This is a genomic window from Erwinia phyllosphaerae, assembly GCF_019132875.1.
In the GTDB taxonomy this organism is placed as follows: domain Bacteria; phylum Pseudomonadota; class Gammaproteobacteria; order Enterobacterales; family Enterobacteriaceae; genus Erwinia; species Erwinia phyllosphaerae.
The window spans coordinates 306,657-321,097 of record NZ_JAHSPF010000002.1 but is presented as its reverse complement, the minus strand read 5'-3'; the positions used below and the strand labels follow the sequence as shown (position 1 = coordinate 321,097).

Sequence of the window (14,441 nt, the reverse complement as noted above, 5' to 3'; positions counted from 1 at the left end):
GATTAATAATAAATAATTGCAAATGTAAAAAATCACTTATACACAGAACTATACACATTGGTGGAAGCGTGCATGGTTGGACACTTCTTACGCTTCCTCTCCTCATCAGCCATTCACTGAGCCAAAACTCCCCTCACATTCACAAACCGCGTGACAAGTTAATCAAGGAAGTTGAAGTCTGGCACGTAAATGACTTTTTATTTTTTCCAGAAAGGTGCGCACGGTTTCTCCCCAGGGTTCAGGATAGAACTCTCCCTGACTGATGGTTTCAAACTCCTCTGTAAGTGCCTCATCATTTAGCGACAGTAAGTTCTCCGCCTCCTGACAAACTTTCTCTGCTGTTTTTTGGTTCTCAGTTTCTAAATAGCTGTCCAGTACTTCTTCTACCGTGTCACCAAACAAATCGTAATCCTGACCAAAGAACACCCGGATAAGCGTGCCAATATTTTTATAGCTTTTATTCATTGATAGTCAGCCTCAAAAAGAAGGATATGAAGTCAGAAGATAGTAGGGTTTGCCGTTAAACACTTTGCGGTGCAAGACAATCCTGACGGCATAAGCATCCAGACGAGTTGTACTTCCCTGCCTGAAGCCATAACCGACTACGGTTCGGGCCTGCCAGGTTAACTCAAGTATGCTTTCGCTTTTAGCCGCAGCCCAGTGGATTACTTTCCAGCGATTGGCTTTTAAACCGGCGCTTATGAATCTCTCTGCCTGCTCAACATTAACAAACGAACTTGCAAGAGGCGTTTTAGGGCTTCGTGCAAGACGCGCAAGCAAATCCGCTTCGGGAATATTTACATGCTTAGCAATAGTATGTCCGCCAGCCTTGATACCTTTGACGGCCTCATGCTCAGCCAGCTTCAACTTACCAAAGCGAACAGAGGCCACACGTGCAGCTCCGGCAGCAAATGCAAAAGCCATAGGAACAGAAACATCTACGGTCAAACCTATATTCATTGCGGTCTTATCATCAGCGCCAAGCTTCTTAGCCGTCGCAGCTGCCACCTGAAAAGTTGCTGTACGCGTATTTCTGCCTGTCAGTACCTGATTAGCGGCAGCGTGGATGCTATCCAGGCTATGTGCGCCAACTACAACGCATGCTGCTTTAGTCAGTCCGGTTGGATCTGGTGCTATGCATAGCGCGGTTGCTCCGGTTAATTCAAGCGTTCCTAATGCCAGATTCAGCCCACCGTATAAACGGTTACTGAGCGTTTCACCCTCAGTAACCGTTTTATCAGAGAGCGCAGCAGTAAGCTGAACCGGGGACATCACGATTTTTATGCCATCATCCATAATGAAATCTCATGTGAATAGTATATACGCGGTCAGATTGTATCCGCATTTCAGGTTTTAGCTCCACTGACAGCTAAAAAAAAGATTTTAGGGAAAAGTGTTCACCCTATTCACCTTTTTATTTTATATAATATATTCAATTAATTAAGTGGTAATCACTTCAATTGCTAGTCTTCACCACTGTTCACCTTCAGGCATAAAAAAACCGGCCGGAGCCGGTTTGGTTTTTTCGTATGGTATATGCATCGCAGCGCGGCAGCCAGTCGGCCTCACAGCCTTCACTCAGCTTCGCGGTTAAGCTGACTTATATACAATTCAGGAAAAGTTTATAGTTGCTATCGATGAAGCGCATCTAATTTTGCTAAACTTTCCTATGTTGAAGAATCAGGTTGGCACTACAATATCAATCTGTCTCTACATTGTCTCGCAGCTATACGACAAAAGCGGACAGAGATTTTGCAACCGTTGCCCTATCTTTTTTACGGTAATTTAAGTAAGCATAATATAAATTTTAAGACTGTGTTTAGTGAGAAAGATTTCTCAAATGCAAGTTTTCATGAAAAAAAATTTAAACATAAATATTAAATTGAGGCTTAGTTGAATGAAAACCGATTTATTTATTTCTTACGCATGGACATCAGAGGCCCATAGAGAATGGGTTAGATTACTTGCAAGCCATCTTGACCTCATTGGTTACACCGTTAAAATCGATGAAGGCGTTGACTATGGTTCAAGCTTGAATGGTTTCATGCAAGATATCATTGAAACTGCCCATGTGCTGTTAATTGTCGACGAAAACTATGTGGAGCGAGTCAATAACAAGCCTGATTCAGGAGTTGGCATTGAAAATAAGTGGATAAGAGAGGCATATATAAGTAAGCCGCCTACATGGTTATCAGTTGTTTTTGTTCAAAACACTGAGCGAAAACTACCTGATTGGCTTAATAAGCATAATCCAAAGGGCTTCGACTTTAATTCAAATTCTGATAAAAATGAATTCCCTGGATCTATTCAGGTCGATGCTATTTGGCGTTGGATTGAAGGATTACCAGCAGATAGAAAGCATGCTATTCCATTATCTGTCTATCATCAGCGTACAGCACGGCTTGAGCGTGTTGATATTTTTAATGACCCTACACATTATGCGAACCCGGCGCTTAATGGGAGCGAGCTTTTCCGATTCAAAGATCATGTTCACTATACAGTTGGTAATGGCGATTATCAGTTCAAAATAGTGTTTAGCGGATGCTCTGAAAATAGTGTCTATTTATACAGAGAGGGTGGACTAAAAGCCGTGGGGTTGATTACAGTTCCAGATTTCGATCCGCTTACTGTAGACTCTTTTCTAACCCCTGGCCGCTTTGTCTCACTAATTATTGGACAAAAAGCCGTTCTGCTAAACTCTAAAGGGGTTCTTTGTGTTATTAAGATTGATGAAGTTCAACAAGAGGTGAATTCTAAAGTCTATATTCCTGCACATGTGAAATTCTCCTATGAAATACTTGAAGGTTATTGATGATATGTTAGTGATGTATTCAACAGTACCTATGGTCTCGAGAATCGTCGCCTGAAACAGATGTTTGCCGACCTGAGTTTGGAATGTCGGGCACTGAAAGACGTTATCGAAAAAAAGTTTTAAAACTAGTGATAAAGCGTGAGCTCGTCAGCTATCTGGCTGCACAGTTTACGATGAGCATACGCCAAGCATGCAGTACGTTATCGCTGAGCAGGACGGTGTTTCGCTATCAACCGGGCATGCGACGTGATGAACCGGCAATCCGGGCTTTGACTGAACAGGCTGAACGCTATCCCCGCTACGGCTTTAAAAAGCTTTTTCAGGTGCTTCGCAGGCAGGGCCACGTCTGGAACCACAAGCGTGTACACCGGATTTACCGCCAGTTGAAACTGAATTTTCGGCGTAAGTTTAAACAACGTCTGCCGGTGCGAAATCCGGCTCCGCTGGCCACGCCGGAAGCGCTCAACCAAAGCTGGTCGATGGATTTAGTCATGGACGCGCTGGCCATCTGACCTGTGTGGACGACTTCACGAAGGAATGTCTGACAATTACCATCGTATTCGGGATTCTAGGCATTCAGGTCACGCGTATTTTGGACATTTTTGCACTATTTCGAGGTTATCCGGCAACGATAAGAACTGACCAAGGGTCAGAGTTCACTTGCCGCGAACTGGATCAACGGGCTTTTGAGCATGGTGTTGAGTTGCGCTTAATCCTGCCGGGCAGGCCAACGCAGAACGGATTTATTGAGAGCTTTAACGGACGATTTCGCGATGAATGTCTGAATGAGTACTGGTTCAGCGATATCGTTCACGCAAGGAAAATCATTAATGACTGGCGACAGGATTATAACGAGTGTCGTCTACATTCAATACCAAATTATTAGACGCCATCAGAGTTTGCAGCACGGTGGCGGAATGCAAAATGTGAAGGTAAACAAACCGATATTACTAACTGACGGTTGTATCTAATACTGGGGGGCAGGTCAGATGTAGATCAGTATCCTTATGGTACTTCCCGGTATCTTTAGTGGTCGTTGTCAACGGATGCTGGTATTACGTAAATAGAAATTCATACGAAAGGAAGCAAATCATGCCGAGAAAAACATTCTTTTCTTTTCACTATCAAGAAGATGCATGGCGTGCGTGGAATGTCAGAAACAGTTGGGTTGTGGGCGGAGATAAAGAATCAGTGGGATTCTATGATGCTAGCGTTTTCGAAGCATCACAAAAGGAAAGCGACAACGCCCTAAAAAATTTTCTACGCGACGGACTAAAAAACACGTCAGTTACTTGTGTTTTGGCTGGTCAGTACACTGCTAGCAGGCGTTGGGTTCGATACGAAATTGTACGCAGCGTTTTGAAGGGAAATGGTCTGCTGACAGTTGACATTCATGGCGTAAAAAACAATGCGAATATTTTGGGGAAAAAAGGAATCGATCCACTTTCCGAAGTCGGAGTTTACTGTTCGAACGGACAAATTTATTTTGCTGAAATCAAAAACGGTAAATGGGTAAAATACGAGGACTACACCTTGGCTATTCCTGCATCCGATCTATGGTTTACAGCCCCTACGACCTTGGGCGTAATTAGAGTTTCAGACCATGCCTTGAGATACGATTATGCAGCTCAGAACGGCAGATCAAACATATCTGGGTGGATTGAAACAGCTGCCGGACTTGCTGGTCGCTAGTCAACGTGAGCTCCTGCTTTTGTACTTTTTCAAGATGCCGGGAAGTTCACGGTGAACGGACTGATATGCGATGCCATATCCTGACTAATCTGTTCGGCTTTGAGCAGACAATTACGCCTCTAGACAAATATAGGGACTAAGAATGGCAATTAAACAACGCCTGGCGGGCGTACGAATCCATCTTTCGGGCTCGAACAAAGAGCAAAACGAAGATATTGACCATTTTGTGAGTAAGTTTGCGGCAAAAATCTTCGCCGAAGGGGGAACGATAGTACATGGCAGTCACCCTTCGTTTATCGCTCCTCTAAAAAAGGCTGCAGAAGGTTTTATTGATGCAGGTGGGGACAAAGGTGCGCTCACTCTGGTACGAGCAAAAAGCTTCGCTACAGCTCAGTACGCTGCTGAAATCGATGCTCAAGGAATGTATGCGGCTGTCGAGATAGTTCCGGCAGAGTCCGAAGATGGTAATCCGATAGGTGGTTTGACACCCATGCGTGATTGGATGGCCGATCGCTCAGATGCGATAGTTTGTGTAGGTGGCGCTTGGTGGGATATCAATAAAGCGAATGCGGGTGTACCCAATGAACTAGACACCATGCTGGAGCTTGGAAAGCCCGGGTTCGTCGCAGCTGGGTTTGGCGGCGCGATTGCTGGATATCTCAATGAAGATCCATCGCTAATAAGACGCCTGAAAAACGGACTGAGTCAAGAGGCTAACGAAGTAATTGCACGGGGCACTAATGTTGATTCGGTTGTCGATCTGATTGTCGAGCAGCTCAAAAATTTGCCCCTCTCACGGAGGAACGTAACACGAGGCCGAAATTTCCGAATTTTGGCTTTAGATGGTGGGGGACTGAGGGGCACATTTACTGCTGCTGTACTGGCCAAGTGGGATGATATGCTCAAAGCCGGCGGCGGTAATGGCATCATATCCCATTTCGATCTAGTTGCAGGTACATCGACTGGCGCTATTCTGGCCATCGGTCTAGCCCTTGGCCTGAACCCAAGTGAAATTCTGGCTTTTTACGAAGATAAGGGTCCCCAAATTTTTCCTAAGGATCGAAAGCTTAGACATTGGCTCAAATCCAAACATGATTCAACTACCCTGCGACAGCTACTTACAGAGGTGTTCGGCGAAAAGACCCTGGCTGCCGATTCATGCTGTCGCTTGGTCATACCTACTGTAAGAGCGAAACAGGGACAAGCAGAGGCGATAGTAACCCCTCACAGTCCAGATCGTACTGCGTATCGCGATATATCTGCCGTCGATGCGGCCCTAGCTTCGTCAGCAGCACCAACATTCTTCGACGAGTCGACATGGGAGGGGCCAATCGCCCTCGAAACGTTTCTTGACGGGGGGGTTTGGGCAAACAATCCTATTTTGCCTGCACTTGCGGAAGCTGTCAGATACCTAAAAATTCCACTGGATCGTATCGATGTACTGAGCATTGGAACACTCAGCAGCGAAAACGATTTTACTGACCAGTTGGGCAAGGGAAAAGCCGGATGGGCACCTCACAGCGCTGACCTGTTTTTTGCTGCACAGGAGCATGGCGCACTCGCACTTGCTGAAAGTTTCCTAGGACCCACTCGCCATTTGCGTATCAATCAACAAACCCCTGTCGAAATCAAGCTCGATGACAGAGAGGCAATTCAGGAAATGGCTGTACGTGGAAATGAAGCGGGAAAAGAATACTTTGCAGAAGTGCGCTCGAGGTTTTTTGATGGTCGTCTTGCTGAAGAATGGGATCGTTTTTAACCGGCACTTTGCGAGAAATCAGTTCACATAATCCCAAGCTGCTTTAAATAAATGAGGGTTGTATGTTCCTGGACTTGAAAGTTGAGAATGTCGTTGCGTCCGTTTCAGAATGGAGTGATTCTGACGTCGTATCCTATAAAGCGAAAAAAGACAACATTGCCATCAGGCTTGAAGAGTACCTGCTGAATGGTAACAACCTGCTAGATGCAGAGAAAATCCAGCAAAGCGTATTTCCAGAGACGGAGATTGACGTATTCATATCCCACTCACATAACGATGAAGATCAGGCAATCCGTATTGCTTTAAGCCTAAAAAAATTGGCTTGAAGCCTTTCGTCGATTCATGCGTTTGGGGCTACGCTGATGAGTTGCTTCAGAAGATTGATAACAAATTTTGTATCCCTTCGGGTTGGAAAAATTATAGCTACGCACTGAGGAACAGAACGATAACTAATGTTCACCTAATCCTAAACGCAGCGCTCCAGCAGATGATCCGTCGTTCTGAGCTTTTCATTTTTTTAGGTACGGAAAGTTCGATCAAGATTGATGAATACATGTCGGATAAGGAGCGACTTTCCTCTCCCTAGATTTTCTCCGAACTTATGTTTGCACAAAATGTAAAACGGACAGAGCGCAAGCAATTCGAACTTGGGGGATTGGAGATTTATGGGAAATTGAATGAGGCGGCTTTTGATAATAAACCTTTTTATTTGAGATGCTTACTTCCGCAGCCCACTTACTCGATGGATTATGAGCAGTTTATTGGATGGATAAGTACCTACTCCCAGCCGGATGCTCACGATAGCATTAGACGGATCCGCGGATTCGAACATATTGATAAGCTTTATGTGGAAATGGGGTTGATACGAAGCTACTAGAGGCACCTCGATTCAGATGAGATATCACACCTTTTGACAATAACTGTAATTGCATATAAGGGCGTTCATGCTTCCTATCTATCAACTTGCTGTTATAGGCTCCCCTTCAGACGCGCAACTTCGCGATTTGGAGGATGCGGTTTACACTGCAGTGGCGATGTACGGGCTACGACTCGGTCAGGAGATCAGTTGGGAAGTAGCTCCCAAGATGTTTACACCAAACCAGTTGCGATCAAGTGCGGTTGTATTTTTTGGAGGAGAAGGCGTAAATCACCCAAGTTTACAGAGTTTGCTCCGCAGCGGTACTCCTGTAATTCCAGTTGTATCCGATCTACGACATGTATCTGCGGAGATTCCTGAGTTACTGCGGCCGCTAAACTGTCTGGGCTACGTAAATGGCGGTGCTAAGCGTGTCTCGATAGCTCTTCTTGAATGCGCTGGATTGCTTCCGAAACAACGAAGGGTCTTCGTAAGCTACCGTCGGGATGAGGCCAGAGTTGCCGCGCTCCAGATGTTCGATGCTCTATCAGCACGCCATTTCGACGTATTCCTTGATACCCATAGTATTGCGCCAGCAGAGGATTTTCAGACCATGTTGTGGCATAGACTCTGCGATTCTGACGTGCTGTTGATGTTAGATACTCCTGACTATTTTAATAGTCGCTGGACATCAGCTGAGTTTGGGCGGGCTCTCGCGAAAGGTATCAGTGTCCTTCGAGTCGCTTGGCCTGAAACGAAGCAGTCTCGTGGATTGGGCACTGCAAGCCTCGCTGAGTTAGCTGAAGGTGAGTTGGACGGCGGAACAGGGCGTATCGAGAATTCCGCTATCGACCGCATCTGTCTTCAGCTTGAGTCGGTGCGTAGCAAAAGTCATGCTGTAAGGACTATCAACCTAGTCAGCAACTTGCGCATTGGGATTGAGGCCATAGGTGGTGAAGTCATTGGTATGGGAGTGGGTAGAGAAATCAAAGTTCGTCTGCCCACAGGTCGAATCATAGTGGTTTACCCGATGGTCGGGGTCCCGACGTCATCAACCATGCATGAAGCCTCAATGAACTATCCAGATGAATCAGTTGCTATACTGTATGACCATGTGGGGTTACATCCTCAGTGGCTAAATCATATGGATTGGCTCGGCTCGCACATTCAGGCAACAAAGTGGGTGAAAGCATGCGAGGCTGGCTGGCAGTTTGCAGATTGGGAGGTTTAAAAAGTGGATTCTATTTTTCTCTCAGCTAGCGTCCCGGTCAATGGACGCGGTGATTATTACGAAACTGCTGATCCGTTCCTGATTCAGTGTGCTGTACGTGAGTTTGCTATCGCGGTCGTAAGAAAAATGAAAATCGTATGGGGGGGGCACCCTGCAATAACCCCCATGATCTGGAGTATTTGCGAAGATCTGGACGTCGATTACACTCGCTCCGTTGTATTGTACCAGAGCCGATTTTTCGAAGGCCGGTATCCTGAAGAAAATGAGCGATTCGACAATGTCGTTTACACCAACGCAGTGCCTGATGATCTGGACGGCAGCCTACATCTTATGCGGCAGGAAATGTTATCTCGATGCGACTTAGTTGGCGCAGTTTTTGTAGGGGGTATGGAAGGAGTTCAGATTGAATATGAGCTCTTTAAGCAATTTCATCCTGATGCAATAATTCTACCGGTCGCCGCCCCAGGAGGCGCAGCACTGAGCCTGGCAAGAGATCATGACTATTTAGATGGAGGCCGTCTGGAAGACGTAGATTTCGCATCTTTATTCGATCGTTATCTAATCAAACCGCTATGCTCTCATTCCAATTAACAAGCCATGACATGTAATTGGGGTTGAGCGACTATGCGCCCGTAGGTATCGGAAGAGGTTGTAAGGGGGCAGGAAAAGGCGTTGCCCCTATTTGGATTAACCGTCTTCTTGATAGCTACCAGAAATGCTAAGTTAAAATCATAATGCAAAGCCCAATTTAACCGGTTTGCATAGCAAGTTTCTCTGTAGAATTTTGAATTACGTAACATGGTAAGATTACCAGTTGCTGGATGAAAATTGAGAATTTTAAATAATATCCAGAGTTAGAACCTGAGTACTTATTAATAGAGTTCACCAGTTCCCTGATCTACACGTTTATAGAAATCAGAGAACTGGCATGGATCCGATATAACTAAATTTTTCTCGCTATGAAACTCAGCGTCTATTTTTTTTATAAGCTCATTTGCGGGGATCGAGTTATCTAAGGAGAGCTTTATATAGTCTCTAATTCTGTGATAGCCAATCGAGTCTAAGTCTACATCAACGGCTTTATCACCAAAATAATAAAACCGCCTTGAAATCAACACTTGGTCAGTACGAGTATCTCGTTCAAGATTTGTCATATTGAATGTGCCATCAGCATTGCTATGATGTGAATCTTCTTGAATCCAATCATTATTGTCATCCTGATGATAGATATTATCCCCCAACATCTGCACATGACTACCATTTCTCGCTGGCTTTTTGATGGCGAATCTATTGACTTCCCAATAATCATTAAAACTAATTTTTTCAGTCACCTTCATTAGTAGAATACACTTTTTTCTAACCGATTTTAAATTAGAACCTCCAATCCCCAGAATCCAATCACCAATGTTAGCTGCCTTTCTAATTCTAGGTTTGCATGTTGCTAAGGTACACATTCCATGAAATGGATTAGGTGCAAAGCCAAAGTCTCGTGTTATTGCATAGGCATAAAGATAAGAGTTATTTTCTATTAACACACTACATTCCCCCCTTGCACTTTATCCCTATCAGTACCATCAGGCTTTTGAAAACTAGTTTTACCCTCAAGTGCACTGATAATTGCATCGCTTCTCCAAGCAACGATAGAGGTTGCATATTTTTCGAGATTATCTGGTAGTTTTACATCACCTTTTAAACCATTTTCATATACACCTATAATAGGTTTACCAAGCTGATGAGCTGCTTGAATTTCCCAATTCACCCATGGTCTTGTGTGTGTCTCTTTTCCGATAACTACTATAACTTGACCAGCCCATCTCATTTTCATTCTGAGCAAACGTGCTATCGTTCTATCACTGATCTTTTTTTCATCAGCACGTCTCTGATTTTCAGGTTTCATTCTGACAGAACTATTTCGTAGATGATAACCTTTTGCTGCAGCTAACCGCGAAACCCCATCAACACTGGCGTCATCTTTATGATGATGACTAACAAAAACATTTTTCTTAATTTCTTTATCCATTTTAAAATCCTTTCTTGACATTCAAGTTATCAGTTATCAAAATAGCCCCATATTTTTTTGATAATGATATTTTTGCTTTGGCCTTTTGCCACCAAACTTTGTTCTACATCTTTTGTCTATTTCGCAAGCGCCACTATTTTCCATATCCATTAATGTATATACTCTTTCTTTTTTCGGTAAAAAATGAAATATTTTTTCCATTTCCCACTCTTCATTATATTTTTCTGCAATATTGCTTTGGTTAATAGTGAACCAAAATAAACATTCTTCGCTGTTCATTCCTCCTCTATCAGAAAAAATCCAATTAATGCCTCTTTCGCAGCCAGGGCCAGAAATAACGAAGTTCATTTCTGTAAATGGAAAGTGAACTATATATGTTAAATCCACAAAGATTTGATAGGCAAGAAAATCGCCAATCCCAGCGAATGATTTAAGATGATTAAATACTTCTAACTGATTTTCCGCAGACTTTACTCCCTTTACTATTTCATCTTGGTTATAAAAAACAAACTTGATCATCCTGATAATCATGTTCATTTCCGTTTTATGTTCTTTTTCTTCTAAAAACCTTCCAAAATTAACTTTAGGTCCACCAAGTATATACGCGGCGCTAAAAAAAACATACTCTGAATTTTTTATTGATATGTCATGAGTTTTTTCTCTAATTACCTGATCAATATCAACAATGGTCATTCTCGAGAAATCAAACGGAGCGTTAATTTCATGTAAGGTCTCACTCTTGTTTATTACTCTAAAGAGAAATGAATTTAGAATTTTATTTTCGTAACTCACATTGTAATTTTTAATTACATTTACCAAAAGCCATTTCGTTTCTCTATCCCATGCTCTCTTGGTATTAACGAATTTATAATTCCTCAAAATTTCGTCGTCAGTCCAATAAGGTGGATTTTTAAGTATTTCCTTCCTGTAATATATAGAAGTCCTTTCTCGCTGATGATAAAACCATTCTCTGATAACATTTTGATTCAATATTGGCTTAGCGGTTTTAATTTTAGTTTCACTAACATTACAAAATAGTTCATCGTTTTTATTATCCATTAGATAGTTCCTCTTCAAAAAAAAACTTAAAACTATCTATTCCGCTTGTATTGTTATGAAAGTGATAATCTGCCTTTTCTTTATTCTCAGTTACATGATTGTCAATCTCATATTTTTTATAATCATTTGCGTCCCTTTCTATGTAGACTACAATAAACTTATTATCCTTGCACCATATGAACTCTTCATTAGACCTTATATCAGTAATTATTATTTTTCCATTAAATTTACCATTTGACTCCAGAAGATTTAACTCTTTTGATAGCATTCTAATAAATATCTTCCCTTCAATCTCTCTTAACTTATTTAGGCTTAACCATATATCTCTTGGGGAATAACTGATTAGTTCACCAGTCGATAAAGAAATATTTAGTGGGAGTGTTTTTTCTTCAGAAGGATAATCTTTTTCCATCCATGGGTATATGTAATGTGCTAATTTTTTGAGTTGATCACTAAATGATAACCTTGTAAACCCATGATTATGTATCAGATAATTTGCAAGAAAATCTTTCCCGCTACCTGATATACCCATGAAAGCAATTTTCATAGATTTCCTTTGTTGGACCTATTGAAGTAGTTTGAATTTACGCTTAAGTTGAAATCATAACTTAACTTAGCGCTCAATGCTATTGACTGTTCAAATCTAACTTGATATATATACGATAAAACAGCTTCTGCATATCCCCACAAGAGGTTATTTTCTATTTTTACAGAGTGTTTATCGAATATGTTTTTTAGATTAGCAACCTCCTGAGTTAAAGTTTTAATGTTATGAGGTGAGTCTGTTATCTTTGAATCAAGAAAAGAGACTATTTCACAGAATAGCATTTTTATACTAATTAATGATGATGGGAATGAAATTTCATCATCATTGACTAAATCTGTTATTTGCCTTTCCTTAAAGTTAAAGATATCTCTAGCTTGCTCTATCCTATTTTCATAAATATGCAGATTTGTTATTGAATGATGCAAATATCCCAGTGTGATTTGACTATCAACTTTTTGCTGTAGTATAGATAGAACTATATCCTGGAGTAAACTAAATTCAAAAATATTAATATTGCTTACACCGAATATCAAGTCCCCACTTCTTTGAATTATTTTAATGTTTAGTTTCTTATCCGGAGTAATAAAGAAATGAATTAAATTGTTACAGGGTATATCAACACTATTCTCTAAGTTGTATCTTTTTCTAAGACTGTCATTAGTGTCTCTGTCAGGCATGTATAAACTGATAACGGCTCGCCTAGTAAAAATCCCGTCATTTATGAATTGTTGTACAACGTTCTCTAGTTGCCCGTGAGCGTAGAGCCTTTCTCCATAAGCAGCTCGCCAAATGATTCCATCATCTGAATATTTAGGAGCTCTTGGCAGAAAAAAAGTTAAATATGGATGAATCCGATTATCGCCTGAAAAAACCCACATTGCCTCGGCGAAAGTTGAGAATATGTTATTTTTTCGACCGACTAAACTTAAATGCCTTGATCTTGGGTTCCGCAGGATCATACTAACATCATAGATTGTTACAGCACTCCCATTCCTAGTCGGTATGCTGACACCCTCAAAGAGTACTTTTTCTATGACTTTTATCATTAGATCGTTAATAGTTTCTCCGTAAATGGTGTGCATAACCAAACCTCATACAATGAAAGACCAATCCATTTATTGATAAATTTTGTTTGACTTTTTATATAAAACCTGCTCTCACCCTTGAATCATGGATGCCCGGGCGAAAATAATTCCATTTCAGTTAAGAATAAACTCGAATTCGCTAGCCATAGGAATGTCATAGTCAGCAAGTCACATCCTCACTCCAAGCTACCGCCCTCAGCTGCTTAAGCACTGCATGCGGTAAATATGCAAAAACATCACCCCGAGCAAACGAACTATCAAGCCCGCAATCAGATAACAAATAAAAATCTGATTTTATTTGTTACAGGATGATTAATCGAGTTGTTTGTGTTCAAAAATGCCCCTAATAAGTAAGAAGATGTGCAAAATTTGATGTAGATAACAATCCTCTAGCCATTTTCACTATAGAAAACAAAGGGCGCTATTATCTCATCCACGTAGTACAGGCTCGGTGCAAGTTAGTAAACTCTTAAACAAGTAGTGGCTTACATGGTTAAAGCAGCTTATTAAAAAATGAATCAGTTTGATAAAAGAATCCACGCCCGTTTCTTACTCAAAGCTGCCTGTTAATTTAGCAGGTTATTGGATGCATTTTTTGTTATAGATGACCAAGTAAATGCAAATGGGTAGTCAAATGAATGCCAATACTCAAATGGACGACTAGACATGTTTGAATGCCTGTGTATGTTGTTGTTGTAACATCCTTTCAACCTAACCGTGCAGGCCTGACAACGTCCGTAACAAGAAGTAGAAATATTGCCAAAAGGCAAGATAGGCGGGAGCTACAGGGTAACACGTGCTGTTAGCATACCCTTGCATTGAGCCACAAACAATCTCACTGTATATGCCACAGTTTTGCCACACTCACAACGCGCAAAAATACATATTCGTGTTAAAAAAAGCAAAACAATGCAACAGTAACCAGATGATTTTATTAGAAAAGATGGTGCCGATAATAGGAGTCGAACCTACGACCTTCGCATTACGAATTATAAGAACTGCATTTAACTAACTGAATTTAAAGTATTCAACCGCATTCACACTGGTAAGTTGATGGCACAAGATGAAAGATGCAGTTTTATGATTTCAGGTAATGGCACAAAAATGGCACGTCCAAAGTTTTGTCATAAAACCGCGACAGAGCTTCGCACGTCCCAAATCTGTCCCGCGGAGGCGGGTGTAAGAGGTGAGCTCACAGCAAGATTTTGATATAGTGCTGCCCCATCGAAATCAGGCATTACCTAGGCGCTTACGGAGCGGATGAGCGATGATAAAAGTTTTCTCCAGATACATGTCGGTCGGCGTGGTCAACACCGCGATACACTGGGCTGTTTAAAAAACGGAGATAAAAAAATGTCAAACTTTGCTTTGCTTAGATTA

Annotated in this window: 13 protein-coding genes and 1 pseudogene; 7 read left to right on the top strand and 7 right to left on the bottom strand. The window is 41.8% G+C overall.

Going from position 1 to position 14,441, the window contains the following annotated elements; translation table 11 throughout:
* Nucleotides 1-162: 162 nt before the first annotated feature.
* Both KUE00_RS04830 and KUE00_RS04825 read right to left on the bottom strand, forming a co-directional pair.
* Entirely contained in the window at nt 163-465 is a 303-nt protein-coding gene (locus KUE00_RS04830) for a contact-dependent growth inhibition system immunity protein (RefSeq protein WP_246758433.1), read from the bottom strand.
* A gap of 12 nt (nt 466-477) precedes the next feature.
* Nucleotides 478-1,296: an RNase A-like domain-containing protein gene (locus KUE00_RS04825; protein ID WP_246758431.1), complete on the bottom strand. Its 819-nt coding sequence runs from the start codon at nt 1,294-1,296 to the stop codon at nt 478-480.
* Nucleotides 1,297-1,897: 601 nt separating this feature from the next.
* On the opposite strand from KUE00_RS04825, the gene KUE00_RS04820 reads away from it, so the two are divergent.
* From KUE00_RS04820 to KUE00_RS04790, 7 genes and pseudogenes are all read left to right on the top strand, one after another.
* A complete protein-coding gene (locus KUE00_RS04820) occupies nt 1,898-2,812 on the top strand; it encodes a toll/interleukin-1 receptor domain-containing protein (protein ID WP_246758429.1) in 915 nt (304 codons plus the stop codon).
* A 39-nt stretch (nt 2,813-2,851) separates the two neighbouring features.
* A pseudogene (locus KUE00_RS04815) lies at nt 2,852-3,770 on the top strand (IS3 family transposase); the annotation flags it as partial.
* Nucleotides 3,771-3,904: 134 nt separating this feature from the next.
* The gene (locus KUE00_RS04810; RefSeq protein ID WP_246758427.1) at nt 3,905-4,504 is read left to right on the top strand and encodes a TIR domain-containing protein; all 600 of its coding nucleotides are present in this window, start codon (nt 3,905-3,907) and stop codon (nt 4,502-4,504) included.
* Nucleotides 4,505-4,646: 142 nt separating this feature from the next.
* Entirely contained in the window at nt 4,647-6,263 is a 1,617-nt protein-coding gene (locus tag KUE00_RS04805; protein WP_246758426.1) for a CBASS cGAMP-activated phospholipase, read from the top strand.
* A gap of 62 nt (nt 6,264-6,325) precedes the next feature.
* Nucleotides 6,326-6,589 carry a hypothetical protein gene (locus tag KUE00_RS04800; RefSeq protein WP_246758425.1) on the top strand — a complete coding sequence of 88 codons (264 nt, stop codon included), beginning with the start codon at nt 6,326-6,328 and terminating at the stop codon, nt 6,587-6,589.
* A 618-nt stretch (nt 6,590-7,207) separates the two neighbouring features.
* Nucleotides 7,208-8,350 carry a Thoeris type III anti-phage system protein ThcB4 gene (locus KUE00_RS04795; RefSeq protein WP_246758423.1) on the top strand — a complete coding sequence of 381 codons (1,143 nt, stop codon included), beginning with the start codon at nt 7,208-7,210 and terminating at the stop codon, nt 8,348-8,350.
* A 3-nt stretch (nt 8,351-8,353) separates the two neighbouring features.
* A complete protein-coding gene (locus KUE00_RS04790) occupies nt 8,354-8,941 on the top strand; it encodes a Thoeris type III anti-phage system protein ThcA (protein ID WP_246758422.1) in 588 nt (195 codons plus the stop codon).
* A 281-nt stretch (nt 8,942-9,222) separates the two neighbouring features.
* Here KUE00_RS04790 and KUE00_RS04785 read toward each other — a convergent pair whose 3' ends face one another.
* From KUE00_RS04785 to KUE00_RS04765, 5 genes are read right to left on the bottom strand one after another with little or no spacing between them, the layout of a single operon-like run.
* The gene (locus KUE00_RS04785) at nt 9,223-9,885 is read right to left on the bottom strand and encodes an Nmad2 family putative nucleotide modification protein (protein ID WP_246758421.1); all 663 of its coding nucleotides are present in this window, start codon (nt 9,883-9,885) and stop codon (nt 9,223-9,225) included.
* Nucleotides 9,879-10,370 carry a TIR domain-containing anti-phage protein gene (locus KUE00_RS04780; RefSeq protein WP_246758420.1) on the bottom strand — a complete coding sequence of 164 codons (492 nt, stop codon included), beginning with the start codon at nt 10,368-10,370 and terminating at the stop codon, nt 9,879-9,881. The genes KUE00_RS04785 and KUE00_RS04780 overlap by 7 nt, the downstream gene beginning before the upstream one ends.
* 36 nt (nt 10,371-10,406) lie before the next feature.
* Entirely contained in the window at nt 10,407-11,429 is a 1,023-nt protein-coding gene (locus KUE00_RS04775; protein ID WP_246758419.1) for a nucleotide kinase domain-containing protein, read from the bottom strand.
* The gene (locus tag KUE00_RS04770) at nt 11,422-11,976 is read right to left on the bottom strand and encodes an ATP-binding protein (RefSeq protein WP_246758417.1); all 555 of its coding nucleotides are present in this window, start codon (nt 11,974-11,976) and stop codon (nt 11,422-11,424) included. Before KUE00_RS04770 ends, KUE00_RS04775 begins: the two co-directional genes overlap by 8 nt.
* Nucleotides 11,973-13,058 (bottom strand): thymidylate synthase, encoded by a 1,086-nt coding sequence (locus KUE00_RS04765; RefSeq protein WP_246758415.1) that lies wholly within the window; start codon nt 13,056-13,058, stop codon nt 11,973-11,975. Before KUE00_RS04765 ends, KUE00_RS04770 begins: the two co-directional genes overlap by 4 nt.
* Between the last annotated feature and the right edge of the window lie 1,383 nt (nt 13,059-14,441).

Bases quoted from the DNA above. Each gene is read 5' to 3' on its own strand.
- KUE00_RS04830 (WP_246758433.1), bottom strand. From the start codon at position 465: ATGAATAAAAGCTATAAAAATATTGGCACGCTTATCCGGGTGTTCTTT.
- KUE00_RS04825 (WP_246758431.1), bottom strand. From the start codon at position 1,296: ATGGATGATGGCATAAAAATCGTGATGTCCCCGGTTCAGCTTACTGCT.
- KUE00_RS04820 (WP_246758429.1), top strand. From the start codon at position 1,898: ATGAAAACCGATTTATTTATTTCTTACGCATGGACATCAGAGGCCCAT.
- KUE00_RS04810 (WP_246758427.1), top strand. From the start codon at position 3,905: ATGCCGAGAAAAACATTCTTTTCTTTTCACTATCAAGAAGATGCATGG.
- KUE00_RS04805 (WP_246758426.1), top strand. From the start codon at position 4,647: ATGGCAATTAAACAACGCCTGGCGGGCGTACGAATCCATCTTTCGGGC.
- KUE00_RS04800 (WP_246758425.1), top strand. From the start codon at position 6,326: ATGTTCCTGGACTTGAAAGTTGAGAATGTCGTTGCGTCCGTTTCAGAA.
- KUE00_RS04795 (WP_246758423.1), top strand. From the start codon at position 7,208: ATGCTTCCTATCTATCAACTTGCTGTTATAGGCTCCCCTTCAGACGCG.
- KUE00_RS04780 (WP_246758420.1), bottom strand. From the start codon at position 10,370: ATGGATAAAGAAATTAAGAAAAATGTTTTTGTTAGTCATCATCATAAA.
- KUE00_RS04775 (WP_246758419.1), bottom strand. From the start codon at position 11,429: ATGGATAATAAAAACGATGAACTATTTTGTAATGTTAGTGAAACTAAA.
- KUE00_RS04770 (WP_246758417.1), bottom strand. From the start codon at position 11,976: ATGAAAATTGCTTTCATGGGTATATCAGGTAGCGGGAAAGATTTTCTT.
- KUE00_RS04765 (WP_246758415.1), bottom strand. From the start codon at position 13,058: ATGCACACCATTTACGGAGAAACTATTAACGATCTAATGATAAAAGTC.